At 72.8% G+C, this 22,533-nt stretch carries 18 protein-coding genes; 14 read left to right on the forward strand and 4 right to left on the reverse strand.

All coding sequences use genetic code 11. The features are described from left to right. Positions 1-65 precede the first annotated feature (65 nt). Positions 66-1,406 (reverse strand): 4-aminobutyrate--2-oxoglutarate transaminase, encoded by a 1,341-nt coding sequence (gene gabT / locus P8A18_RS25560; RefSeq protein ID WP_306058023.1) that lies wholly within the window; start codon positions 1,404-1,406, stop codon positions 66-68. A 261-nt stretch (positions 1,407-1,667) separates the two neighbouring features. Between gabT and P8A18_RS25565 the strand changes: the two genes are divergently transcribed. The 11 genes from P8A18_RS25565 to P8A18_RS25615 all read left to right on the forward strand — a co-directional run bounded on the left by P8A18_RS25565 (position 1,668) and on the right by P8A18_RS25615 (position 18,284). After that, positions 1,668-4,142, forward strand: a complete 2,475-nt coding sequence (locus P8A18_RS25565) for an ATP/GTP-binding protein (RefSeq protein WP_306058025.1) — start codon at positions 1,668-1,670, stop codon at positions 4,140-4,142. A 156-nt stretch (positions 4,143-4,298) separates the two neighbouring features. Then, positions 4,299-5,867 (forward strand): PucR family transcriptional regulator, encoded by a 1,569-nt coding sequence (locus P8A18_RS25570; RefSeq protein WP_306058027.1) that lies wholly within the window; start codon positions 4,299-4,301, stop codon positions 5,865-5,867. Between the two features lie 106 nt (positions 5,868-5,973). After that, on the forward strand, positions 5,974-7,419 hold the full coding sequence (locus P8A18_RS25575; RefSeq protein ID WP_306058029.1) for an aldehyde dehydrogenase family protein: 1,446 nt from the start codon (positions 5,974-5,976) through the stop codon (positions 7,417-7,419). Positions 7,420-7,632: 213 nt separating this feature from the next. Further along, positions 7,633-9,579 carry an acyl-CoA dehydrogenase family protein gene (locus P8A18_RS25580; protein WP_306058031.1) on the forward strand — a complete coding sequence of 649 codons (1,947 nt, stop codon included), beginning with the start codon at positions 7,633-7,635 and terminating at the stop codon, positions 9,577-9,579. A gap of 79 nt (positions 9,580-9,658) precedes the next feature. Beyond that, positions 9,659-10,903, forward strand: coding sequence for a 3-phosphoshikimate 1-carboxyvinyltransferase (aroA, locus tag P8A18_RS25585; protein ID WP_306058033.1), 1,245 nt, complete (start codon positions 9,659-9,661; stop codon positions 10,901-10,903). 83 nt (positions 10,904-10,986) lie between these two features. After that, complete coding sequence (gene dxr / locus P8A18_RS25590) at positions 10,987-12,240, forward strand: 1-deoxy-D-xylulose-5-phosphate reductoisomerase (protein WP_026249653.1); 1,254 nt, start codon at positions 10,987-10,989, stop codon at positions 12,238-12,240. Next, the gene (locus tag P8A18_RS25595) at positions 12,237-13,547 is read left to right on the forward strand and encodes a M50 family metallopeptidase (protein ID WP_306058035.1); all 1,311 of its coding nucleotides are present in this window, start codon (positions 12,237-12,239) and stop codon (positions 13,545-13,547) included. Before dxr ends, P8A18_RS25595 begins: the two co-directional genes overlap by 4 nt. Before the next feature lie 185 nt (positions 13,548-13,732). Beyond that, entirely contained in the window at positions 13,733-14,887 is a 1,155-nt protein-coding gene (gene ispG / locus P8A18_RS25600; RefSeq protein ID WP_026249654.1) for a flavodoxin-dependent (E)-4-hydroxy-3-methylbut-2-enyl-diphosphate synthase, read from the forward strand. A 168-nt stretch (positions 14,888-15,055) separates the two neighbouring features. After that, on the forward strand, positions 15,056-15,901 hold the full coding sequence (locus P8A18_RS25605; protein WP_306058037.1) for a GNAT family N-acetyltransferase: 846 nt from the start codon (positions 15,056-15,058) through the stop codon (positions 15,899-15,901). Positions 15,902-15,941: 40 nt separating this feature from the next. After that, entirely contained in the window at positions 15,942-16,508 is a 567-nt protein-coding gene (locus tag P8A18_RS25610) for a GNAT family N-acetyltransferase (protein WP_306058039.1), read from the forward strand. Positions 16,509-16,580: 72 nt separating this feature from the next. Continuing rightward, complete coding sequence (locus P8A18_RS25615) at positions 16,581-18,284, forward strand: proline--tRNA ligase (RefSeq protein WP_306058041.1); 1,704 nt, start codon at positions 16,581-16,583, stop codon at positions 18,282-18,284. A gap of 54 nt (positions 18,285-18,338) precedes the next feature. Here P8A18_RS25615 and P8A18_RS25620 read toward each other — a convergent pair whose 3' ends face one another. Genes P8A18_RS25620 through P8A18_RS25630 form a run of 3 tightly spaced genes read right to left on the reverse strand, consistent with a single transcriptional unit; the run spans position 18,339 to position 20,298 of the window. Beyond that, a complete protein-coding gene (locus P8A18_RS25620; RefSeq protein ID WP_306058043.1) occupies positions 18,339-19,262 on the reverse strand; it encodes an aminoglycoside phosphotransferase family protein in 924 nt (307 codons plus the stop codon). 29 nt (positions 19,263-19,291) lie between these two features. Next, positions 19,292-19,762, reverse strand: coding sequence for a ferritin-like domain-containing protein (locus P8A18_RS25625; RefSeq protein WP_306058045.1), 471 nt, complete (start codon positions 19,760-19,762; stop codon positions 19,292-19,294). Further along, the gene (locus tag P8A18_RS25630; protein WP_306058048.1) at positions 19,759-20,298 is read right to left on the reverse strand and encodes a hypothetical protein; all 540 of its coding nucleotides are present in this window, start codon (positions 20,296-20,298) and stop codon (positions 19,759-19,761) included. Before P8A18_RS25630 ends, P8A18_RS25625 begins: the two co-directional genes overlap by 4 nt. A gap of 176 nt (positions 20,299-20,474) precedes the next feature. On the opposite strand from P8A18_RS25630, the gene rimP reads away from it, so the two are divergent. From rimP to P8A18_RS25645, 3 genes are all read left to right on the forward strand, one after another. Further along, positions 20,475-20,972 (forward strand): ribosome maturation factor RimP, encoded by a 498-nt coding sequence (rimP, locus tag P8A18_RS25635; RefSeq protein ID WP_306058050.1) that lies wholly within the window; start codon positions 20,475-20,477, stop codon positions 20,970-20,972. A 2-nt stretch (positions 20,973-20,974) separates the two neighbouring features. After that, positions 20,975-22,015, forward strand: a complete 1,041-nt coding sequence (nusA, locus tag P8A18_RS25640) for a transcription termination factor NusA (RefSeq protein ID WP_147971225.1) — start codon at positions 20,975-20,977, stop codon at positions 22,013-22,015. 121 nt (positions 22,016-22,136) lie between these two features. Then, positions 22,137-22,415 (forward strand): YlxR family protein, encoded by a 279-nt coding sequence (locus P8A18_RS25645; protein WP_306058054.1) that lies wholly within the window; start codon positions 22,137-22,139, stop codon positions 22,413-22,415. Positions 22,416-22,533 lie beyond the last annotated feature (118 nt).

Below are 22,533 nucleotides of genomic sequence, written 5' to 3' on the forward strand. Positions count from 1 at the left end.
ATCGGCCCCGCACCCTTTCTTCACAGGCCCACCCGGAATCCCGGGGATGCGGGGGGACCCGGGGATCAGATTCCGGCGAATGCCTGCTCAAGGACGTCGAGGCCCTCGTTCAGCAGGTCCTCGCCGATCACCAGCGGCGGCAGGAAGCGCAGCACGTTGCCGTACGTGCCGCAGGTCAGGACGAGGACGCCCTCGGCGTGGCAGGCCTTCGCGAGCCGAGCGGCCGCCTCCGGGTGCGGGTCCTTCGTGCCCGGCTTCACCAGCTCGATCGCGATCATCGCGCCCCGGCCCCGGATGTCACCGATCAGCCCGCCGTTCGGCGCCTTCGCCCGCATCCCCTCGAGCCGGGCCTTCATGACCTCCTCGATGCGCTTCGCCTTCTTGTTCAGGTCCAGCTCGCGCATCGTCTCGATGGCCCCGAGCGCGCCCGCGCAGGCGACCGGGTTGCCGCCGTACGTACCACCGAGGCCGCCCGGGTGCGCCGCGTCCATGATCTCGGCGCGGCCGGTCACGGCGGACAGCGGAAGGCCGCCCGCGATGCCCTTGGCGGTCGTGATCAGGTCCGGGACGATGCCCTCGTCCTCACAGGCGAACCACTGGCCCGTCCGGCAGAAGCCGGACTGGATCTCGTCGGCGACGAAGACGATGCCGTTGTCCTTCGCGAACCGCGCGATCTCGGGCAGGAAGCCCTTGGCCGGCTCGATGAAGCCGCCCTCGCCGAGGACCGGCTCGATGATGATCGCGGCGACGTTCTCCGCGCCGATCTGCTTGGTGATCTGGTCGATGGCCTGCGCGGAGGCCTCCGCGCCCGCGTTCTCGGCGCCCGTCGGCCAGCGGTAGCCGTACGCCACCGGCACCCGGTACACCTCGGGCGCGAACGGGCCGAAGCCCTGCTTGTACGGCATGTTCTTCGCCGTCAGCGCCATCGTGAGGTTGGTCCGGCCGTGGTAGCCGTGGTCGAAGACGACGACGGCGGTGCGCCCGGTGTACGCGCGGGCGATCTTCACCGCGTTCTCGACGGCCTCGGCGCCCGAGTTGAACAGCGCCGACTTCTTCGCGTGGTCGCCCGGCGTCAGCTCGGCGAGCTGCTCGCAGACCTCGACGTACCCCTCGTACGGCGTGACCATGAAACTGGTGTGGGTGAAGTCCGCGAGCTGGGCGGAGGCACGGCGCACGACGGCCTCGGCGGACGCGCCGACCGAGGTCACGGCGATCCCGGAACCGAAGTCGATCAGACGGTTGCCGTCCACGTCCTCGACGATCCCGCCGCCGGCCCGTGCGGTGAACACCGGCAGGGTGGAGCCCACGCCTGCGGCGACTGCCGCGAGCCGGCGCTCCTGCAGCTCCACCGACTTCGGGCCGGGAATGGCGGTGACGAGGCGGCGCTCCTGCGGAATTGCGGTCATGCGGGGCTCCTGGGGGTGTTTCGGACGCTTCTCCTTCTGCAGGCTAGGTGCGGGGCCGGGGGTCGGGCATGCTCCGATCGGTAGTGATGGCGTACGTGTCGTTGTCCGCGAAGGACAGAAGGCGGACAGAACGGCGTACGGGAGCCGGTCGGGCCTCCACGGGGGCGGTCACTATCCCGGCGCGTTGCTGAACTCACCGTGTGCGCGCACTAGATTGACCGGTGCAGGGGTCGGACCCGGCTGGTCAGGGGGCAACGGTTCATGGACAACGACGGTACGCACGGCGCGTGGGGCACGCGGGGTGCGCGGCCGCCCGACGGCGGGCCCGCCCGGCCCGGGAAATCCGTACCGCACCCGGCGGGCCCGCCGCCCGCCGCCCCGCCCTCCTACCCGCCCACCGTCCCGCCGCCCGCCCGGCCCCCGTCCGTACCGGCTTCGCCGGTGCGGTACCAGGCAGCGGACGCGCCCACGCCCACCGCCGACTGGTTCGACGCGCCCCGCCCCGAGGCGGGCCCCGGCGTCTGGCGGTACGGCTTCGTGCCCCGGCCCGCCGAGCGCGAGGAGCGCCCCTCGCTGGTGGGGCCGGCCGCCACGCTGATCCTCTGGCTGCTGCTGTGGCTGCTGCTCAACCAGCGCGCCGTCCCCTATGTGTACAAGCCGATCGAGATCATCACCGGGCCCGAGTGGTGGTCCTTCGGCGGGCTCAGGGAGGGCGCGCCGGCTCTGGTGGTCAACTCGACCACGCTCTACTACGAGATCCTGGTGCTGGTCCTGGGCTTCTGGGCCGCCCGCATCGGCGGCTGGGCCCACGTCGTCCGCTACTTCGCCGGCCCCCGGCTGGACCGGGCCCGGCTCGGGCTGTCGGCGGTCGTCGCGCTGCTGGTGCTGTGGCTGGCCTGGACCCCGAAGGTGCCGCTGCTGCTGGTGCTCATGGGCTCGGCGGACGGGTGGCTGCGCAGCGGCGACCAGCTGAAGGCCACCGTGGCCGCCTACACCTGCTACGCGCTGACCATCGCCATCGTGGTGTGGCCCATCGCCCGGTTCGCGCGGTGGGGGGACGCGCTGGGCGAATTCCGGGCCCGGCGCGGACCCGCCCGGCCCCCGAGCACGAAAGCCCCGTCGACCTCCCCCGAGCGGCCCGGCACGGCCCCCGCCCAGGAGGCCGGCCCGCTGCGCGCCCACTGGCCGGAGCTGCGCGCGGCCGGCCGGACGGACGCCGCGGAAGCGCTCACCGCCGCCGTGTACACCGGCCGCATGAACGACGTGGACTGCGTACGCCTGAGCCACGCCTGGAACGCCGCCCGCACCAGTCACGACCGGCTCGCGTCCTTCACCGAGACCGTGCTCCGCAAGGGCCCCGACGCCTTCCTGCACCCCTCCGGCCTCCGCGACGTGCCCCTGCGCACCGCCACGCACGACCCGCTGACCGGCCAGGTCAGGATCGGCGACTGCGCCGACGACCCGCGCAACCCCTACCCCCGCCGGGGCTCCGGCATGGCCCTGGAACCCACGTCGCTCGGCACCTCCCTGCTGGCCGTCGGCCCGCCCGGCTCGGGGAAGACGGACCGGGTGATCAGGCCCGTCGTCGAGTCCCTCGCCCTGCGGGCGCTCACCGGCCAGGCGGCGGTGCTCGCCGTCGGCGGCGCGGGAGGCGCGCTCGGCCCGGACGACGCCTACGACGTCGTCGTCCGGATCGGCGACCCCGCCTCCCTGTACGACTTCGACCTGTACGGCGGCACGACCGACCCCGACGAGGCGGCGGCGGCCCTCGCCGAGGGCCTGGCCGGTGACATCCCCACCCTGGATACCCGCCGCGCGACGACCGCGCTCGGCCAGCTGCTCGGCCCCTTCCACGCCGTCCGCGGCCGCTTCCCCTCGGTACCCGAACTCCGCGAACTCCTCGAAGGCTCGGCCACCGCCCTGGGCGCCCTGCGACAAGCACTGGAGACCGGGGGACACCAGGCGATGCTGCGGGAGCTGGAGGCCAGGGCCCGGCAGTCCGGCAGCGCGGCCGACCCGGGCGCCGTCCTCGCCGACCGGATCGCCGCGCTCGACCGGCCCGCCTTCGCCGGCTTCTTCGCGACCGGCGAGGAAGCCCGCCCGTTCTCGCTGCGCTCCCTTGGCCGGCACCCGCTGAGGGTCCGCGTCGACCTGCCGGAACGCGTCCACGCCGAGGCGTCCCGCATCCTGGCCCGCCTAGTCCTCGCCCAGTTCAACGCCGTCACCGCGGCCCGAACCGACCGCTCGCTCTTCGTCTGCCTGGTCCTGGACGACGCGACCCACACCGTCACCGCCGAGACCGTCCGGGGCATCCGCCGGCTGCGGTCCGTCAACGCCGGGGCGGTCCTCGCCCTGCGCACCCTGGACGACGTGCCCGAGGGGCTGCACACCGCGCTGCTCGGCGCCTTCGGCTGCACCATGACCTTCCCCGGCCTCACCACCTGGGACGGCAAGCGCTTCGCCGAGGCCTGGGGCAAGGAGTGGGTGGAGGTCCGCGAGGTCGCCCAGCACGGGGTCTTCGCCGACCAGCCGCTCACCCGCGCCATGCACGCCCTGCGCAAGATGGCCACCGGCAAGGCCGTCACCACGGACGCGGTCACCGTGCGCCAGGTCGAGCGCGAACGCTGGTCCGCCTCCGGCCTCGCCTACGAGCTGCCCCCGGGCCACGCCGTGCTCTCGCTGACCACGGTCGCCGGTGAGCACATGCCGCCACTGCTCGTCCGCCTCTCCGGCTGAACGCCACGCGGCGTGCGAGGAGAGGGGCGGGAGCGACGGGAGGGGAGGGAGCGGGGCACGTGGCAGCGGTGACAGGGACTCTGCCACCCTGGCAGAATCGAGCCGAGCCGTTCATACGGGACGGCGAAATCGCCCCCGTCCGAAGGCCCCCTCCCCATGCCGCCCACGCTCGCCTCGCTCGTCCAGCACTCGGCGCTCAAACTCACGGTGCGCGCGGGGACGGACCGCCTCGACACCCCGGTGCGCTGGGCCCACGCCAGCGAGCTGACCGACCCCGTCCCCTATATGGAGGGCGGCGAGCTGCTGCTGGTCACCGCGACCAACCTCGACGCGGAGAACCCGGAGGCGATGGGCCGGTACGTGCGACGGCTGGCCGCCGCCGGGGTCGCCGGTCTCGGCTTCGCCGTCGGCGTCAACTACGACGAGGTGCCGCAGCCACTGATCGGCGCCGCCGAGGAAGCCGGCCTGCCGCTGCTCGAAGTGCCCCGCCGCACCCCGTTCATCGCCATCGCCAAGGCCGTCTCCTCCCAGATCGCCGCCGACCAGTACCGGGCCGTCACCGCCGGCTTCGAGGCCCAGCGCGAGCTGACGAGTGCGGCGCTCACCGGGGACGGCCCCGCCGCCCTCCTCGCCCGTCTCGCCGCGCACGTCAACGGCTGGGCCGCCCTCTACGACGCCTCCGGTGCCGTCGTGGCCACCGCCCCCGACTGGGCCGCCCGCCGCGCCGCCCGGCTCACCCCCGACGTGGAACGCCTGCGCGAACGCCCCGCCCCGGCCAGCATGGTCGTCGGCGACACCGACGACCGCGTCGAACTCCAGTCCCTGGGCACCGGCCGCCGGGTGCGCGGCGCCCTGGCCGTCGGCACCGGAGCCGCCCTCGGCACCGCCGAGCGCTACGCCGTGCACTCGGCGGTCGCCCTGCTCACCCTCACCGCCGCCCGCTCCCGCGCGCTCCAGGGCGCCGAGCAGCGCCTCGGCACCGCGGTGCTGCGGATGCTCCTGGCCGGCCAGCCCGACCACGCCAGGGCCGTCGCCGGAGACCTCTACGGCGGGCTGCTCGACGCCCCCTTCCGGCTGCTCATCGCCGAGGCCCAGAGCCCGTCGGCCACCGCCCAGCTGGCCGACGCCATGGACACCGCCGCCTACCGGGCGGGCGAGACGCTGCTGATGGTGCCCGAGGGCGAGCGCCTCCTCGTGCTGGCCGCCGACGGGGGAGCGGCGGTGGGCGCCTGCGCCGCCTTCGCCGAGGCGCAGGAGGAGCGGACGCCCCGCGAGCCGGCCGCCGCCCAGGAGTCCGATGTCGTCGTGGGCATGTCCGCACCGGCCGGACCGGTCGCCGTCTCCGCCGCGTACAAGCAGGCCGAGCAGGCCCTGTCGGTCGCCCGCCGCCGGGGCAGGGCCCTGGTCGAACACGCGGAGCTGGCCACCGGCTCCGTGCTGCCGCTGCTCGCCGACGACGCGGTGCGGGCCTTCGCGGACGGCATGCTCCGCGCCCTGCACGACCACGACGCCAAGGGCCGCGGCGACCTGGTGGCTTCCGTACGCGCCTGGCTCTCGCACCACGGCCAGTGGGACGCGGCCGCCGCCGACCTCGGGGTCCACCGGCACACCCTGCGCTACCGGATGCGGCGGGTGGAGGAGATCCTGGGCCGTTCCCTGGACGACCCCGATGTACGCATGGAGCTGTGGCTCGCCCTGAAGGTCACCACACCCCCTGGCCAATGAGGCGTATCCCGCCCCTTCACCGCTCCACCCCGGACAAACGCCGGGCGGCCCGCGCGGCCCTACCGTGGGGGCGGAAACACCCCACGTCATCGAAGGGCCGGACTCCATGACCTCCACCCACGCCTTCTGGCTGGCCGGCCGCGAGGCCACCGGCGAGGAAAGCTTCGACGTCACCAACCCCTGGGACGGCCGGCTCGTCGGCACCGTCGGCGTACCGACCGGGGCCCAGGTCGAGGAGGCCGTCGCCGCCGCACACGCCGTGCGCGAGGAGTTCGCCGCCACCCCGGCCCATGTGCGCGCGGCCGCGCTCGACCACGTGGCCCGCCGGCTGGCCGAGCGCACCGAGGAGATCGCCCAGCTGATCTCCGCCGAGAACGGCAAGCCGGTCAAGTGGGCACGCGGCGAGGTCGGCCGGGCCGTCTCCGTCTTCCGCTTCGCCTCCGAGGAGGCCCGCCGCTTCAACAGCGGCGAGGCCCAGCGCCTGGACACCGATGCCGGGGGCACCGGCCGGCTCGGCCTGACCCGGCGCTTCCCGCGCGGCACCGTCCTCGGTATCGCGCCCTTCAACTTCCCGCTGAACCTGAGCGCCCACAAGGTCGCCCCGGCCATCGCCGTCGGCGTCCCGATCATCCTCAAGCCCGCCCCGGCCACCCCGATCTCCTCGCTGGTGCTGGGCGAACTGCTGGCCGAGACCGACCTGCCGGCCGGCTCCTGGTCCGTGCTGACGGTCCCCAACAACCGGATGCCCGCCCTCGTCCAGGACGAGCGGCTGCCCGTGATCTCCTTCACCGGGTCCGCCCCCGTCGGCTACGCGATCATGGACTCGGTGCCCCGTAAGCACTGCACGCTGGAACTCGGCGGCAACGGCGCGGCCGTGGTGCTCGGCGACTGGGCCTCCGAAGAGGACCTGGATTGGGCCGCGAGCCGTATCGCGACCTTCTCCAACTACCAGGGCGGCCAGTCCTGCATCTCGGTGCAGCGCGTCATCGCGGACGCGGCCGTCTACGACCGGCTGCTCCCGAAGATCGTCGCGGCGGTCGGGGCCCAGGTCACCGGAGACCCGTCCGACCCGGCCACCGACGTCGGCCCGCTCGTCGACGAGGCAGCCGCCCGGCGCGTCGAGTCCTGGGTCGGCGAGGCCGTCGCCGCCGGGGCCCGGCTGCTCACCGGCGGGAAGCGCGACGGCTCGACGTACGCGCCGACCGTCCTCGCCGAACTGCCCGACGGTGTCACGCTGGCCGCCGAGGAGGTCTTCGGACCGGTCCTCTCGGTGCAGCGGGTGGACGGCGAGGCCGAGGCGTTCGCCGCCGTCAACACCTCCAAGTACGGGCTCCAGGCAGGCGTCTTCACCCACGACATCCAGGCCGCCTTCCGCGCCCACCGCGCGCTGGAGGTCGGCGGCGTGATCATCGGCGACGTCCCCTCGTACCGCGCCGACCAGATGCCGTACGGCGGTGCCAAGCAGTCCGGAGTGGGCCGCGAGGGCGTCCGGTACGCGATGGACGACTACACCTACGAGCGCGTCCTGGTCCTCACCGGCCTCGCGCTGTAGCTGGGGCGGACCGCCGCGTGCGGCATGCCGCACGCGGCGGCGGGCAGTGGAGTGGTGGCCGACCCGATCGGCGCCCCGAGGCTGGTGGGGCCTGCCGGAATCGGGTACATACGGACAAGTAGAACCGGTCAGGTACGCACGGCGGACGGTCCCCGCACCGCACGCGCGCCTGCCGGGTCCACCCACCCGACGACGCGGCGAGGTGAGCTCCTCATGTCCGCTCCATCCGCACAACAGCACACGCCCAAGGTCTCCGAACGCGAAGCGCGCCGGGTGGCCGAGGACGCGCGGGAACGGGACTGGCGCAAACCCAGTTTCGCCAAGGAACTCTTCCTGGGCCGCTTCCGCCTCGACCTGATCCACCCGCACCCCCTGCCCGCGGGCGAGGACGTCCGGCGCGGCGAGGAATTCCTCGCCCGGCTGCGCGAGTTCTGCGAGACCGGGGTCGACGGGGCCCTGATCGAACGCGAGGCCAGGATTCCCGACGAGGTGATCACCGGCCTCAAGGAACTCGGCGCGCTCGGCATGAAGATCGACGTCAAGTACGGCGGTCTCGGCCTGACCCAGGTCTACTACAACCGCGCCCTCGCACTGGCCGGTTCCGCGAGCCCGGCGATCGGCGCCCTGCTCTCGGCCCACCAGTCCATCGGGGTGCCGCAGCCGCTGAAGACCTTCGGCAGCCAGGAGCAGAAGGACACCTTCCTGCCCCGGCTGGCCCGTACGGACATCTCCGCGTTCCTGCTCACCGAGCCGGACGTCGGCTCCGACCCGGCCCGGCTGGCCACCTCCGCCGTGCCGGACGGCGACGACTACGTCCTGGACGGCGTCAAGCTGTGGACGACCAACGGGGTCGTCGCCGATCTGCTGGTCGTCATGGCCCGGGTCCCGGAGTCGGAGGGCCACCGGGGCGGCATCACCGCCTTCGTGGTCGAGGCGGACGCCCCCGGCATCACCGTGGAGCACCGCAACGCCTTCATGGGCCTGCGCGGCATCGAGAACGGCGTCACCCGCTTCCACCAGGTGCGCGTCCCCGCCGCCAACCGCATCGGGCCGGAGGGCGCCGGACTCAGGATCGCGCTCACCACCCTCAACACCGGGCGGCTCTCGCTGCCCGCCATGTGCGTCGGCTCGGGCAAGTGGTGCCTGAAGATCGCCCGTGAGTGGTCGGCCGTCCGCGAGCAGTGGGGCAGGCCGGTCGCCAGGCACGAGGCCGTCGGCGCCAAGATCTCCTTCATCGCCGCGACCACCTTCGCCCTCGAAGCCGTGGTCGACCTCGCCTCGCAGATGGCGGACGAGAACCGCAACGACATCCGCATCGAGGCGGCCCTCGCCAAGCTGTACGGCTCCGAGATGGGCTGTCTGATCGCCGACGAACTGGTCCAGATCCGCGGCGGACGCGGCTTCGAGACCGCCGCCTCCCTCGCCGCCCGGGGCGAACGGGCCGTGCCCGCCGAGCAGATGCTCCGCGACATGCGGATCAACCGGATCTTCGAGGGCTCCACGGAGATCATGCACCTGCTGATCGCCCGCGAGGCCGTCGACGCCCACCTGAAGGTCGCCGGGGACATCATCGACCCCGACAAGCCGCTCTCCGCCAAGGCGAAGGCCGGCGCCGACGCGGCCGGCTTCTATGCCACGTGGCTGCCCAAGCTCGTCGCGGGCCCCGGACAGCTCCCGCGCGCCTACGCCGAGTTCCACCCGGCGGGCCACGCCGACCTCGCCACCCACCTGCGCTACGTCGAACGCGCCTCGCGCAAGCTCGCCCGGTCCACGTTCTACGCCATGTCCCGCTGGCAGGGCCGGATGGAGACCAAGCAGGGCTTCCTCGGCCGGATCGTCGACATCGGCGCGGAACTCTTCGCGATGAGCGCCGCCTGCGTCCGCGCCGAGCACCTGCGCACCGCCGACGACCACGGCCGCGAGGCCTACCAGCTCGCCGACGCCTTCTGCCGGCAGGCCCGCATCCGGGTCGAGGAGCTGTTCACCCGGCTCTGGTCCAACACCGACGACCTCGACCGGCGCGTGGTCGACGGCGTCCTGTCCGGCACGTACGCCTGGCTGGAGGAGGGCGTGGTGGACCCGAGCGGCGCGGGCCCCTGGATCGCGGACGCCACCCCGGGCCCCTCCACGAAGGACAACGTCCACCGCCGCATCCGCTGAGCCACCGGGCACCGCGGGGCCCGTCCAGTCGCTGGACGGGCCCCGCCGCCCGCCGCCCGGCACGGCAGGATGGGGGCCCGTGACCGTCATCCATGTCCCCGGTTCCAAGTCCGTCACCGCGCGCGCCCTCTTCCTGGCCGCCGCCGCGAACGGCCGCAGCACCCTCGTACGCCCCCTGAGCTCGGACGACACCGAGGGGTTCGCCGCCGGGCTCACCGCGCTCGGCTACGCCGTCGAGCAGGAGGCGGAGCAGTGGCACATCACGGGCCGCCCCGCCGGACCCGCCGCCACCGAGGCCGACGTCTACTGCCGCGACGGGGCGACCACCGCCCGCTTCCTGCCCACTCTCGCCGCCGCCGGCTCCCGCGGCGGCTACCGCTTCGACGCCTCCGCGCAGATGCGCCGCCGCCCCCTCGCCCCGCTCACCGAGGCGCTGCGCACGCTCGGCGTCGACCTGCGCCACGAGGACGCCGAGGGTCACCACCCGCTGCGGATCGAGGCCGCCGGCATCAAGGGTGGCGAACTCACCCTGGACGCCGGGCAGTCCAGCCAGTACCTCACCGCCCTGCTGATGCTCGGACCGCTCACGGAGATGGGGCTGCGGATCACCGTCACCGACCTCGTATCGGCGCCGTACATCGAGATCACCCTCGCGATGATGCGCTCCTTCGGCGTCGAGGTCACCCGGAGCGGCCCCGGGAACACCGTCTTCACCGTCCCGCCCGGCGGCTACCGCGCCACCACCTACGCGGTCGAACCCGACGCCTCCACCGCGAGCTACTTCTTCGCCGCGGCGGCCCTCACAGGACGCGAGGTCACCGTCCCCGGGCTCGGCGACGGCGCGCTCCAGGGAGACCTGCGGTTCGTCGACGTACTGCGCCGCATGGGCGCGGACGTCCGCACGGCGGGCGGCTCCACCACGGTCGGCTCCACCGGCACCCTGAGCGGCCTCACCGTCAACATGCGCGACATCTCCGACACCATGCCGACGCTCGCCGCGCTCGCCCCCTTCGCCTCGGGGCCCGTACGCATCGAGGACGTCGGCAACACCCGCGTGAAGGAGTGCGACCGGCTGGAGGCGTGCGCGGGCAACCTCCGGCGGATGGGCATCACGGTCGCCACCGGACCCGACTGGATCGAGATCCGGCCCGGCACACCCCGGCCCGTGGAGATCGAGACCCACGGCGACCACCGCGTCGTCATGTCGTTCGCCGTCACCGGCCTGCGCACCCCGGGCCTCACGTACGACGACCCCGGCTGCGTACGCAAGACGTTCCCCGGATTCCACGAGGCGTTCGCCGCGTACGCCGGCGCCACCGGCTGAGGCGGGGGCGGGGACGGGACACGCGCGGCCCCGGCCGGGACGCCCTGTCCCCGCGCACAGGGCGAGCGGCGACAATGGGGCCCATGACCGACAGCCCTGCCCCTCTCGCCGACCCGCACCTCGTCTTCGACGCCGTGGAAGGCCGCCGGGATCTCGTCATCCTCGGCTCCACCGGGTCCATCGGCACCCAGGCCATCGACCTGGTGCTGCGCAACCCCGACCGCTTCCGTGTCACCGCGCTGTCCGCGGCCGGCGGCCGGGTCGCCCTCCTCGCCGAGCAGGCCCGCCTGCTGAAGGTACGCACGGTCGCGGTGGCCTCGGCCGAGGCCGTACCGGCGCTGCGCGAGGCCCTGCGACAGGAGTACGGGACGGCCGAGCCGCTGCCCGAGATCCTGGCCGGGCCCGACGCCGCCGCGGACCTGGCCGCGAGCGACTGCCACACCGTGCTGAACGGCATCACCGGGTCCATCGGACTCGCCCCCACCCTGGCCGCGCTGAAGGCGGGCCGCACGCTGGCGCTCGCCAACAAGGAATCGCTGATCGTCGGCGGCCCCCTCGTCAAGGCGCTCGCCGCGCCGGGCCAGATCATTCCGGTCGATTCGGAGCACGCGGCGCTCTTCCAGGCGCTCGCCGCCGGCACGCGCGCCGATGTGCGCCGGCTCGTCGTCACCGCGTCCGGCGGCCCCTTCCGGGGGCGGACCAGGAGCGAACTCGCCGACGTCACCCGGGAGCAGGCCCTCGCCCACCCGACCTGGGCCATGGGCCCGGTCATCACGGTCAACTCGGCGACCCTGGTCAACAAGGGACTCGAAGTCATCGAGGCGCACCTCCTCTACGACATCCCCTTCGACCGCATCGAGGTCGTCGTCCACCCCCAGTCCTACGTGCACTCCATGGTCGAGTTCACCGACGGCTCCACCCTCGCCCAGTGCACCCCGCCCGACATGGGCGGCCCGATCGCCATCGGTCTCGGCTGGCCGCAGCGCGTTCCGGACGCGGCCCCCGTCTTCGACTGGACGAAGGCGTCCAGCTGGGAGTTCTTCCCGCTGGACACCGAGGCCTTCCCGTCCGTCGGCCTCGCCCGGCACGTGGGCGCGCTCGGCGGCACCGCGCCCGCCGTGTTCAACGCGGCCAACGAGGAGTGCGTCGACGCGTTCCTGTCCGGCAGGCTGCCCTTCAACGGCATCATGGACACGGTCACCGCGGTGGTGACCGAACACGGGACGCCCGCCTCGGGAACTTCTCTCACCGTCGCGGACGTCCTTGAAGCGGAGACCTGGGCACGGACCCGGGCCCGGGAACTCTCGGCCAAGGCCACTGCGGAGGCACGCGCATGAGCATGACGACGATCCTGCTGACGATTCTCGGCATCGCCGTCTTCGTGTTCGGTCTGCTGTTCTCGATCGCCTGGCACGAGCTGGGCCACCTCTCCACCGCCAAGCTCTTCGGCGTCCGCGTCCCGCAGTACATGGTCGGCTTCGGCCCGACCATCTGGTCGCGCAAGAGGGGCGACACCGAGTACGGCATCAAGGCCATCCCGGCCGGCGGCTACATCCGCATGATCGGGATGTTCCCGCCCGGGGCGGACGGCCGTCTTGAGGCGCGCTCCACCTCGCCCTGGCGCGGCATGATCGAGGACGCCAGATCCGCCGCCTTCGAGGAGCTGGAACCGGGCGACGAGAAACGCCTCTTCTACACGCGCAAGCCGTGGAAGCGCGTGATCGTCATGTTCGCCGGACCGTTCATGAACCTGGTCCTGGCCGTGGCGATCTTCCTCGGCGTCTCCATGGCCTTCGGCTTCCAGACCAACACCACCGAGGTCGCCGGCGTCCAGCAGTGCGTCATCCCGCAGAGCGCGGGCCGGGACACCTGCGAGAAGTCCGACGCCGTCTCGCCCGCGCAGGCCGCCGGCCTCAAGGAGGGCGACAAGATCGTCGCCTTCGACGGCGAGCGCATCGACGAGTGGTCCACCCTCTCCGACCGCATCCGCGACACCATCGGCCCGGCCACCATCACGGTCGTGCGCGACGGGCGGGAGAAGACCCTGCACGCCGTGCTCCTGAAGAACGCCGTGATGAAGAAGGACTCCCACGGCGAGGCGGTCGCCGGGAAGTACGTCACGGCCGGCTACCTCGGGTTCGAGGCGAACAGGGAGATCGTCCCGCTCTCCTTCGGCGACTCGGTCGTCCGCATGGGCGACATGATCGAGAACGGCGTCGACTCGATCGTGGCCCTGCCGTCCAAGATCCCCGCCCTCTGGGACGCGGCCTTCAGCGACGGCGAACGCGCGGCCGACTCCCCGGTCGGCGTCGTCGGCGCGGCGAGGATCGGCGGCGAGGTGATGACGCTGGACGTCCCGGCCCAGAGCCAGCTCGCGATGATGCTGTTCCTGCTGGCCGGCTTCAACCTCTCGCTGTTCCTCTTCAACATGCTGCCGCTGCTCCCGCTCGACGGCGGGCACATCGCGGGGGCCCTGTGGGAGGCGCTGCGGCGCAACGCGGCCCGGATCTTCAAGCGCCCCGACCCCGGCCCGTTCGACGTCGCCAAGCTGATGCCGGTCGCCTACGTGGTCGCCGGGGTCTTCATCTGCTTCACCCTGCTCGTCCTCGTCGCCGACGTGGTCAACCCGGTCAAGATCACCTGACCGGGGCGGCCCGCCCGCCCGGTGCACCGCGAGTGACGGCCGGTGCGCACGGCGCGTCCGGACAGCCCGACATTCCGTGCGGGCCCGGACGCGGTGTGCTCCCGGCCGCCCTCGGTGACGTAACCTCGGAGGCCGGAGCCCGCCGATACCGGGACCTCGATCCACACCTTGGGGATGCTCAGCGCATGACTGCGATTTCTCTCGGAATGCCCGCCGTTCCGACCAAGCTCGCCGAACGGCGGGTCAGCCGCCAGATCCAGGTCGGCTCGGTGGCGGTCGGCGGGGACGCACCGGTCTCGGTGCAGTCGATGACGACGACACGCACGTCGGACATCGGCGCGACACTTCAGCAGATCGCCGAACTCACCGCGTCCGGCTGCCAGATCGTGCGCGTGGCCTGCCCGACCCAGGACGACGCGGACGCCCTGAAGACCATCGCCACCAAGTCGCAGATCCCGGTGATCGCGGACATCCACTTCCAGCCGAAGTACGTGTTCGCCGCGATCGACGCCGGCTGTGCGGCGGTACGCGTGAACCCCGGCAACATCAAGCAGTTCGACGACAAGGTCAAGGAGATCGCGCGGGCCGCGAAGGACGCCGGCACCCCCATCCGGATCGGCGTCAACGCCGGTTCGCTGGACGCGCGACTGCTCAAGAAGTACGGCAAGGCCACCCCCGAGGCGCTCGTCGAGTCGGCGCTCTGGGAGGCGTCGCTCTTCGAGGAGCACGACTTCCGCGACATCAAGATCTCGGTCAAGCACAACGACCCGGTCGTGATGGTCAACGCCTACCGCCAGCTCGCCGCCCAGTGCGACTACCCGCTGCACCTCGGCGTCACCGAGGCCGGCCCCGCCTTCCAGGGCACCATCAAGTCGGCCGTCGCCTTCGGCGCCCTGCTCAGCGAGGGCATCGGCGACACCATCCGCGTCTCGCTGTCCGCGCCGCCGGCCGAGGAGGTCAAGGTCGGGCTCCAGATCCTGGAGTCGCTCAACCTCAAGCAGCGCCGCCTCGAGATCGTCTCCTGCCCCTCCTGCGGCCGCGCCCAGGTCGACGTCTACAAGCTCGCGGACCAGGTCAGCGCCGGTCTGGAGGGCATGGAGGTGCCGCTGCGCGTCGCGGTCATGGGCTGCGTCGTCAACGGCCCCGGCGAAGCCCGCGAGGCCGACCTCGGCGTCGCCTCCGGCAACGGCAAGGGCCAGATCTTCGTCAAGGGCGAGGTCATCAAGACCGTCCCCGAGTCGAAGATCGTGGAGACCCTCATCGAGGAAGCCATGAAGATCGCCGAGCAGATGGAGAAGGACGGCATCGCCTCCGGCGAGCCCGAGGTCTCCATCAGCTGAGCCCATGCGCCCCGCGACCGCGCCCCGCCGGAGGAACCATCTCCGCGGGGCGCGGTCCGTGAGCGGGCTCACCGCGTCCGCCGGAAGCCGTTCCCGGGCACGGGCGGCGTCGGCCGGGCTCTTTGGGTACAGTGCGGAAATCAGCAGACCGCATGGTGAGGCCCCCTCGTGTTGACGCACACCACCACCCGGGTCCTCGAACCCAGCGACCTCGGCGCCGCCCTCGCGGTGCTCGAGAGCGAACCCGTGACCAACGCCTTCGTGACGTCCCGCGTCCAGATCGCGGGTCTCGACCCCTGGCGCCTCGGCGGCGAGATGTGGGGCTGGTACGCCGACGGCCACCTGCGCTCCCTGTGCTACTCGGGCGCCAACCTCGTCCCCATCTGCGCGGGCCCCGAGGCCGTCCGCGCCTTCGCCGACCGCGCCCGCAGGGCCGGCCGCCGCTGCTCCTCGATCGTCGGCCCCGCCGAGCCCACCGCCCAGCTCTGGCGGCTCCTCGAACCGGGCTGGGGCCCGGCCCGCGAGGTCCGGGCCAACCAGCCCCTCATGGAGACCGAGAGCCCGTCCGCCGACGTGGCACCCGACCCGCTCGTCCGCCGCGTCCGCAAGGACGAGATGGACATCCTCATGCCGGCCTGCGTGGCCATGTTCACCGAGGAGGTCGGCATCTCCCCGCTCGCCGGCGACGGCGGCCTCCTCTACCAGGCCCGCGTCGCCGAACTCATCGCCGCCGGCCGCTCCTTCGCCCGGATCGACGACGGCAAGGTCGTCTTCAAGGCGGAGATCGGCGCCACCACCTCCCAGGCGTGCCAGATCCAGGGTGTGTGGGTCGCCCCCGAGTACCGCGGGCGCGGCCTCTCCGAGACCGGCATGGCCGCCGTCGTGCGGTACGCGCTGGCCGATGTCGCCCCGGTCGTCAGCCTCTACGTCAACGACTACAACACCCCCGCGCGCAGGGCCTACCGCCGCATCGGCTTCCGCGAGACCGGCGCGTTCATGAGCGTGCTGTTCTGACCGGGCCCCGGGCCGGCGGCCCGGACAGTAGGGTCGCTCCATGGCAGCAGCTTCCGGGGGCGGCCCCCGCACCAACCGCGTCCGGGTCGGGCCGATCGACCTCGCCGCACGCGTGGACGAGGCGCTCGCCGTGCAGGCCCTCGCCTTCGGCCTCGGCGCCGAGGAGATCGAGGTGCGCCGCCACATCGTGCTCCGGCACCTCGACCACCCGCACGCCCGCGCGCTCGGCGCCCTGACACCCGACGGCCGGCTCGTCGGCTTCGTCTACGGCATGCCCAACGAGCGCGGCCACTGGTGGGCCACCGTGGTCGAGCCCTACCTGCGCGCCACCGGCTCCGCGCACTGGCTGGACGACTCGTTCGTGATCACCGAACTGCACGTCCACCCGGACTTCCAGAACCGGGGCATCGGCCGCACTCTCATCACCACCGTCACGGACGCCGTCCCGCAGCCCCGCTCGATCCTCTCCGCCATCGACACGGACAGCCCGGCACGCGGCCTCTACCACTCGCTCGGCTACCAGGACCTGGCCCGGCAGGTGATCTTCCCCAGCGCCCCCAAGCCGTACGCGGTCATGGGAGCGCCCCTCCCGCTGCGCCGAAGGTGAGGAATGGATTTCCGCCCGCACGGGCAGCCCGGCTAACCTCGGGCCCATCACCCTTCCGAGCAGGAGTTCATCATGGCCCAGGTCCAGCGCATGTCCCGATTGATGATCAAGACACTGCGCGACGACCCGGCGGACGCCGAGACGCTCAACCACAAGCTCCTCGTCCGAGCCGGCTACGTACGACGCACCGCGGCCGGAATCTGGTCCTGGCTGCCGCTCGGCAAGAAGGTCCTGGAGAACATCACCCGCGTGGTCCGCGAGGAGATGGACGCCATCGGCGGCCAGGAGGTCCTGCTCCCCGCGCTGCTGCCCAAGGAGTCGTACGAGGCGAGCGGCCGCTACGACGAGTACGGCGACCTGCTGTTCCGCCTCAGGGACCGCAAGGGCGCCGACTACCTCCTCGGCCCCACCCACGAGGAGATCTTCACCCAGGTCGTCAAGGACATGTGCTCGTCCTACAAGGACCTGCCCGTCATCCTGTACCAGATCCAGACGAAGTACCGCGACGAGGCCCGCCCCCGGGCCGGTGTGCTGCGCGGCCGCGAGTTCCAGATGAAGGACTCGTACTCGTTCGACACCACCGACGAGGGCCTGGTCGAGGCGTACCGGCTGCACCGCGCCGCCTACATCCGGATCTTCGAGCGGCTCGGCCTCGACCACCGCATCGTCTCCGCGGTCTCCGGTGCCATGGGCGGCTCCGCCTCCGAGGAGTTCCTGGCGCCCGCGCCCGCCGGCGAGGACACCTTCGTCGACTGCCCGAGCTGCGACTACGCGGCCAACACCGAGGCCGTGACCTTCAACGCCACCCCGGGCGACGCCTCGGGTGTGGGCGCCGTCGAGGAGCTGGACACCCCCGACACCCCGACCATCGAGACCCTGGCCGCCCACCTCGGCGTGGAGGCCTCCGCCACCCTGAAGAACCTCCTGGTCAAGATCGACGGCGAGATCGTCGCCGTGGGCGTGCCCGGTGACCGCGAGGTCGACCTCGGCAAGCTCGGCGAGCACCTGGCGCCCGCCGTGGTCGAGCTGGTCACCGCCGAGGACTTCGTGGGCCGCCCCGACCTGGTGCGCGGCTACGTCGGCCCGCAGGGCCTGGAGAAGGTCCGCTACATCGCCGACCCCCGCGTCGCCGCCGGCACCGCCTGGATCACCGGCGCCAACAAGGACGGCAAGCACGCGAAGAACGTCGTCGCGGGCCGCGACTTCGAGGTGGACGACTACCTCGACGTCGTCGTCGTCGAGGCGGGCGACCCCTGCCCCAAGTGCGGCACCGGCCTCCAGGTCGACCGCGCCATCGAGATCGGCCACATCTTCCAGCTCGGCCGCAAGTACGCCGACATCTTCGCGCTCGACGTGCTCGGCCGGCAGGGCAAGCCCGTCCGCGTCACGATGGGCTCGTACGGCATCGGCGTCTCCCGTGCCGTGGCCGCCCTCGCCGAGCAGACCGCCGACGAGAAGGGCCTGTGCTGGCCCCGCGAGGTCGCCCCGGCCGATGTGCACGTGGTCGCCGCGGGCAAGGCGCTCCAGACGGAACTGGCCCTCGACGTCTCCGAGAAGCTGGGCGCCGCCGGGCTGCGGGTCCTGGTCGACGACCGCGCGGGCGTCTCGCCCGGCGTGAAGTTCACCGACTCCGAGCTGATCGGCGTCCCGCAGATCCTGGTCGCGGGCCGCCGCTCGGCCGAAGGCGTCCTGGAGCTGAAGGACCGCCGTACCGGCGAGCGCGAGGAGCTGACCGTCGACGAGGCGATCGCCCGCCTGACGGAGCAGCAGGGCTGATCCATGCGGAGGGGCCCCGCACGGAACATCCCGTGCGGGGCCCCTCCGCTTGACCTACAGCCAGCCTGCGAACTCCAGCGTCACTTCGCCCTCCTGGCGGCGCCCGGCCCTCAGGGCCCGGGTGCCCGACTCCACGGCGCGGAAGAGCGTCCAGCCGTGCAGCCGCTGCTGGTCCACGTCCAGCGAGTCCGCGAGCTTCTTGACCCGGCGCCGGGCCGTCGTCGCGCCGGCGGGCGAGGCGATCAGATCCTCGACCCGGTCCCGGACCAGCCGCGCCAGATCGTAGGCCCGCTCGCCGACCAGCGGCTCCGGCCCGACCGTCAGCCAGGGCGCCCGCTCGCCCGCGAGCACCTTGCTCTGCCGGAAGTTGCCGTGCAGCAGCAGCGTCTCGGGGGAGTGGGCGACCAGCTCGTCCCGGGCCGCCAGCGCCGCCGTCACCAGGGGCTCCAGCGCGGGGTCGGCAGCGGCGGCGGCGCGCATCGCGTCCGTGCGCCGCCCGGTCCGCTCGGCGACCGTCTCGAAGGAGTGGCCGGCCGGCGGCTCCACCCACAGCCGCCGCACCGTCCCCGCCGCCTCCAGCAGCGCCTTCGCCTCGGGCAGCGAACGCAGCGACATCTCCGGGTGCAGCCGTTCCAGCAGCAGCGCGCCCTCGACGGGCCGCGCGCCGTCGGCGGGATCGAGCAGCCGCACCGCGCCCCAGCCGTTCCAGTGCGCCAGCGCGGCCGCTTCGAGGGCGGGCGCGGCGCCGGACGGGGCGAGCTTCAGGGCTGCCGGGGTGCCGTCGGACCCCCGCACCAGCAGGACCAGACTGCTGCGCCCGCCGGGGGCGGCGACCCGCTCCACGGCCGGTGCGCGTCCGGTCGCGGCCAGCGCCTGCTCGGTCAGTGCGTCGAGCCCCGCGAGCCATTGACCGGCGGCCGTATCCCCGTACGACTCGCCGAGCGCTCGCACCAGACGCTGCGGCGGTTCAAAACCCATACGTGCCGTGTTCCCTTTCAGAGCCTTCTTCAGTGCGCCGCGCCCGCCTCGGTCTTCGTACCGGTCCCGGTCTTCGTCCTTGCCCGCTCGGCGAGCCCGGGAAAGGGTACGCCGCTGCCCCGCCAGCGCACCGCGCGCACCGCGGCCTCGCGCAACGCGTCCGCCGCGCTGCGCCGCAGCTCCCCGTCGGCGGCCCGGACCAGGTCGGAGTAGACGTAGGCCACCCGGTCCTCCAGGACGGCGGCCAGCCGCACCGCGGCCGCCGAGTCCGGCACCGCGAACGGCAGAGCGTACGCGGCGTCCGCCGCCACCGGTTCACCGCCCAGGTCCCGGACCGTGCGCACCAGGGCGTCCCGGCGGGCGCGGTGGGCCTGGTGCGCGGATGTGGCCTCGGCGCGGCGGGCCGAGGCGACGCGGCCGCCCGCCACCCCGTAGCCGTAGACCGCCGCGTGCTCGGCGGCCAGCGCCGCCTGGGCCGCTTCCAGCGTGCCGTCGCTCATGCGGGGGTCTCCTTGGCCAGTTCGGTCAGCAGGTAGGCGTGGGCCGAGCAGGCGGCGGCCACCGAGGCGAGCAGCCGGGCCAGTTCCCCGGGCGCCTCCAGGAGCAGCGCGGTGTACGCGTCGGCCGCGGCGCGTTCCGCGGCGGCCAGTTCCTTGACCGCGGCGGCGGGGCCGGCGGCCCGGGAGCGGGCCGTGCCGAGCGCCGGCGCCGCGCCGGGCGTGACGGCCTTCAGATGGGCGCGGACCGCGTCACGCAGGGGGGTGAGGGCGGTGGCCGTCGACGGATGGGCCGTGAGCACGTGTTCGTACCCGGCCAGCAGGGTCGCCGTGGTGCGGGACGCGCTGGTGCGCAGCGCCTTCTCCGTGCGTACCGACGACGTCCCGTCGGCCGCGGTCCGGGCCCCGCTGTGCGCGGAGCCCTTGCGGCCCGAGCCCGTGTCGTCCGTGTCGCCTCCGCAGCCCGCCAGCACCGCGCCGACGGCGAACGCGCCCGTCGCCGTGAGCGCGCCCCTGCGCGTCGTCCCCGTACGCCGCACTTGTTCTCCTTCGGGCTGGATCTGTTGTGACTGGATCTGTCCGGAAGTGATCACCCTTGGTGAGCGTACCCGCGCCCCCGGGACCGGCTGACAGCAACACCCCTTGCGACCGGATACCCTTTGACCAGACACACGAGGATCCCCACAACAGCACACGCGGCCGAGGAGTCACCCGGATGAGCACCACCCAGAGCGAGAAGCTGCGCGGGCTGGTCGAACCGCTCGTCAGCGCCGAGCAGCTGGAGCTGGAAGAGATCGAAGTGTCCCGGGCCGGCCGTCGCCGGGTGCTGCGGATCGTGGTGGATTCCGAGGAGGGCGTCGAGCTCGACGCCTGTGCGGAACTGAGCCGCGCGATCTCCGCGAAGCTGGACGAGACCGACGCGATGGGTGAGGACGAGTACGTCCTGGAGGTCAGTTCCCCCGGTGCCGACCGCCCGCTGACGGAGCACCGCCACTACGTACGCGCCACCGGCCGGCTGGCCAGGCTGACGCTGCGTGAGGGCGGGGAGCTGGTGGCCCGCATCCAGGCCGTGGACGAGGACGGTCTCGACCTGGAGGTGCCGGGCGTCAAGGGCCGCAGGCCCACCGCCCGCCGGATCACCTTCGGCGAGATCGCCAAGGCCCGTGTGGAGCTGGAATTCAACCGCAAGGACAAGAAGGAAGAGGAGGCGTAGCCGTGGACATCGATGTGAAGCTTCTGAAGGGCTTGGCGCAGGACAAGGAGATCCCGTTCGACGTCCTCGTCGAAGCGATCGAGTCGGCCCTCCTCATCGCGTACCACCGCACGGACGGCAGCCACCGCAGGGCGCGTGTGGAGCTGGACGAGCGCGGCCATGTGACGGTCTGGGCCAAGGAGGACCCGGCCGATCTGGAGGAGGGGCAGGAGCCCAAGGAGTTCGACGACACCCCGTCGGGCTTCGGCCGGATCGCCGCCACCACCGCCAAGCAGGTCATCCTCCAGCGGCTGCGCGACGCCGAGGACGACCGCACGTTCGGCGAGTACGCGGGCCACGAGGGCGATGTCGTGACCGGCGTCGTCCAGCAGGGCAAGGACCCGAAGAACGTCCTGGTCGACATCGGCAAGCTGGAGGCCATCCTCCCGGTGCAGGAGCAGGTGCCGGGCGAGGAGTACACCCACGGCCTGCGGCTGCGCACCTACGTCGTGCGCGTCGCCAAGGGCGTGCGCGGCCCCTCGGTCACGCTGTCGCGGACCCACCCCAACCTGGTGAAGAAGCTCTTCGCGCTGGAGGTCCCGGAGATCGCCGACGGTTCCGTCGAGATCTGCGCGATCGCCCGCGAGGCCGGCCACCGCACCAAGATCGCCGTCCGTTCCACCCGCTCCGGGCTCAATGCCAAGGGCGCCTGCATCGGCCCGATGGGCGGACGCGTGCGCAATGTGATGGCCGAGCTGCACGGCGAGAAGATCGACATCGTGGACTGGTCGGACGACCCGGCCGAGATGGTCGCCAACGCGCTGTCGCCCGCTCGGGTGAGCGAGGTCGAGGTCGTTGACCTCGGTGCCCGTTCCGCCCGGGTGACCGTGCCGGACTACCAGCTCTCGCTGGCGATCGGCAAGGAGGGGCAGAACGCCCGCCTCGCCGCCCGCCTCACCGGCTGGCGCATCGACATCCGCCCGGACACCGAGACCGACGCCGAGCGCGATGTCGCCGACCGCGAGCGCGCCGAGCGGGCCCGGGAGCGCTCCGAGCGGCGCTGAAGCGGCGCCCGGAGGCGGCCGCGGGGAATAGATCACGTCCCCGCGCCGCTGAGATCACGACAACGTACGTTCGATTTTTGCCCCAAAGGGGTGAGGTCGGTGCGGGGAGGTAGACTTAAACGTGTCTGGCCGGACGCATGCCCGCGCTTGCCCTGAGCGAACCTGTGTGGGATGCCGGGAGCGGGCGGCCAAGAGCGAGCTGCTGCGCATCGTGGCGGACGAGGGCGCCTGCGCCCCCGATCCTCGCGGTACGCTGCCCGGCCGGGGTGCTTACGTGCACCCCGTCCCCGACTGTCTGGACCTGGCGGTTCGCCGCCGGGCATTCCCCCGGGCCTTCAAGGCCAAGGGGCCGTTCGACCCCACCGCGGTACAGCGGTTCGTCGAGCGGGTGACACCGTAAGAAATGAACGGCACGGGTCCCCGTGCGGTCAGGTACCTCGCGAGTTGGAAGTAGGTCGAGATTGCGATGAGCACTCGATGAGTACGCGATGAGTACGCCCATGAAGTAGCGACGGTCC

Origin of the sequence: Streptomyces sp. Mut1, assembly GCF_030719295.1 — a bacterium.
GTDB lineage: Bacteria > Actinomycetota > Actinomycetes > Streptomycetales > Streptomycetaceae > Streptomyces > Streptomyces castrisilvae.

Bases quoted from the DNA above. Each gene is read 5' to 3' on its own strand.
- gabT (WP_306058023.1), bottom strand. From the start codon at position 1,406: ATGACCGCAATTCCGCAGGAGCGCCGCCTCGTCACCGCCATTCCCGGC.
- P8A18_RS25565 (WP_306058025.1), top strand. From the start codon at position 1,668: ATGGACAACGACGGTACGCACGGCGCGTGGGGCACGCGGGGTGCGCGG.
- P8A18_RS25570 (WP_306058027.1), top strand. From the start codon at position 4,299: ATGCCGCCCACGCTCGCCTCGCTCGTCCAGCACTCGGCGCTCAAACTC.
- P8A18_RS25575 (WP_306058029.1), top strand. From the start codon at position 5,974: ATGACCTCCACCCACGCCTTCTGGCTGGCCGGCCGCGAGGCCACCGGC.
- P8A18_RS25580 (WP_306058031.1), top strand. From the start codon at position 7,633: ATGTCCGCTCCATCCGCACAACAGCACACGCCCAAGGTCTCCGAACGC.
- dxr (WP_026249653.1), top strand. From the start codon at position 10,987: ATGACCGACAGCCCTGCCCCTCTCGCCGACCCGCACCTCGTCTTCGAC.
- P8A18_RS25595 (WP_306058035.1), top strand. From the start codon at position 12,237: ATGAGCATGACGACGATCCTGCTGACGATTCTCGGCATCGCCGTCTTC.
- ispG (WP_026249654.1), top strand. From the start codon at position 13,733: ATGACTGCGATTTCTCTCGGAATGCCCGCCGTTCCGACCAAGCTCGCC.
- P8A18_RS25610 (WP_306058039.1), top strand. From the start codon at position 15,942: ATGGCAGCAGCTTCCGGGGGCGGCCCCCGCACCAACCGCGTCCGGGTC.
- P8A18_RS25615 (WP_306058041.1), top strand. From the start codon at position 16,581: ATGGCCCAGGTCCAGCGCATGTCCCGATTGATGATCAAGACACTGCGC.
- P8A18_RS25620 (WP_306058043.1), bottom strand. From the start codon at position 19,262: ATGGGTTTTGAACCGCCGCAGCGTCTGGTGCGAGCGCTCGGCGAGTCG.
- P8A18_RS25625 (WP_306058045.1), bottom strand. From the start codon at position 19,762: ATGAGCGACGGCACGCTGGAAGCGGCCCAGGCGGCGCTGGCCGCCGAG.
- rimP (WP_306058050.1), top strand. From the start codon at position 20,475: ATGAGCACCACCCAGAGCGAGAAGCTGCGCGGGCTGGTCGAACCGCTC.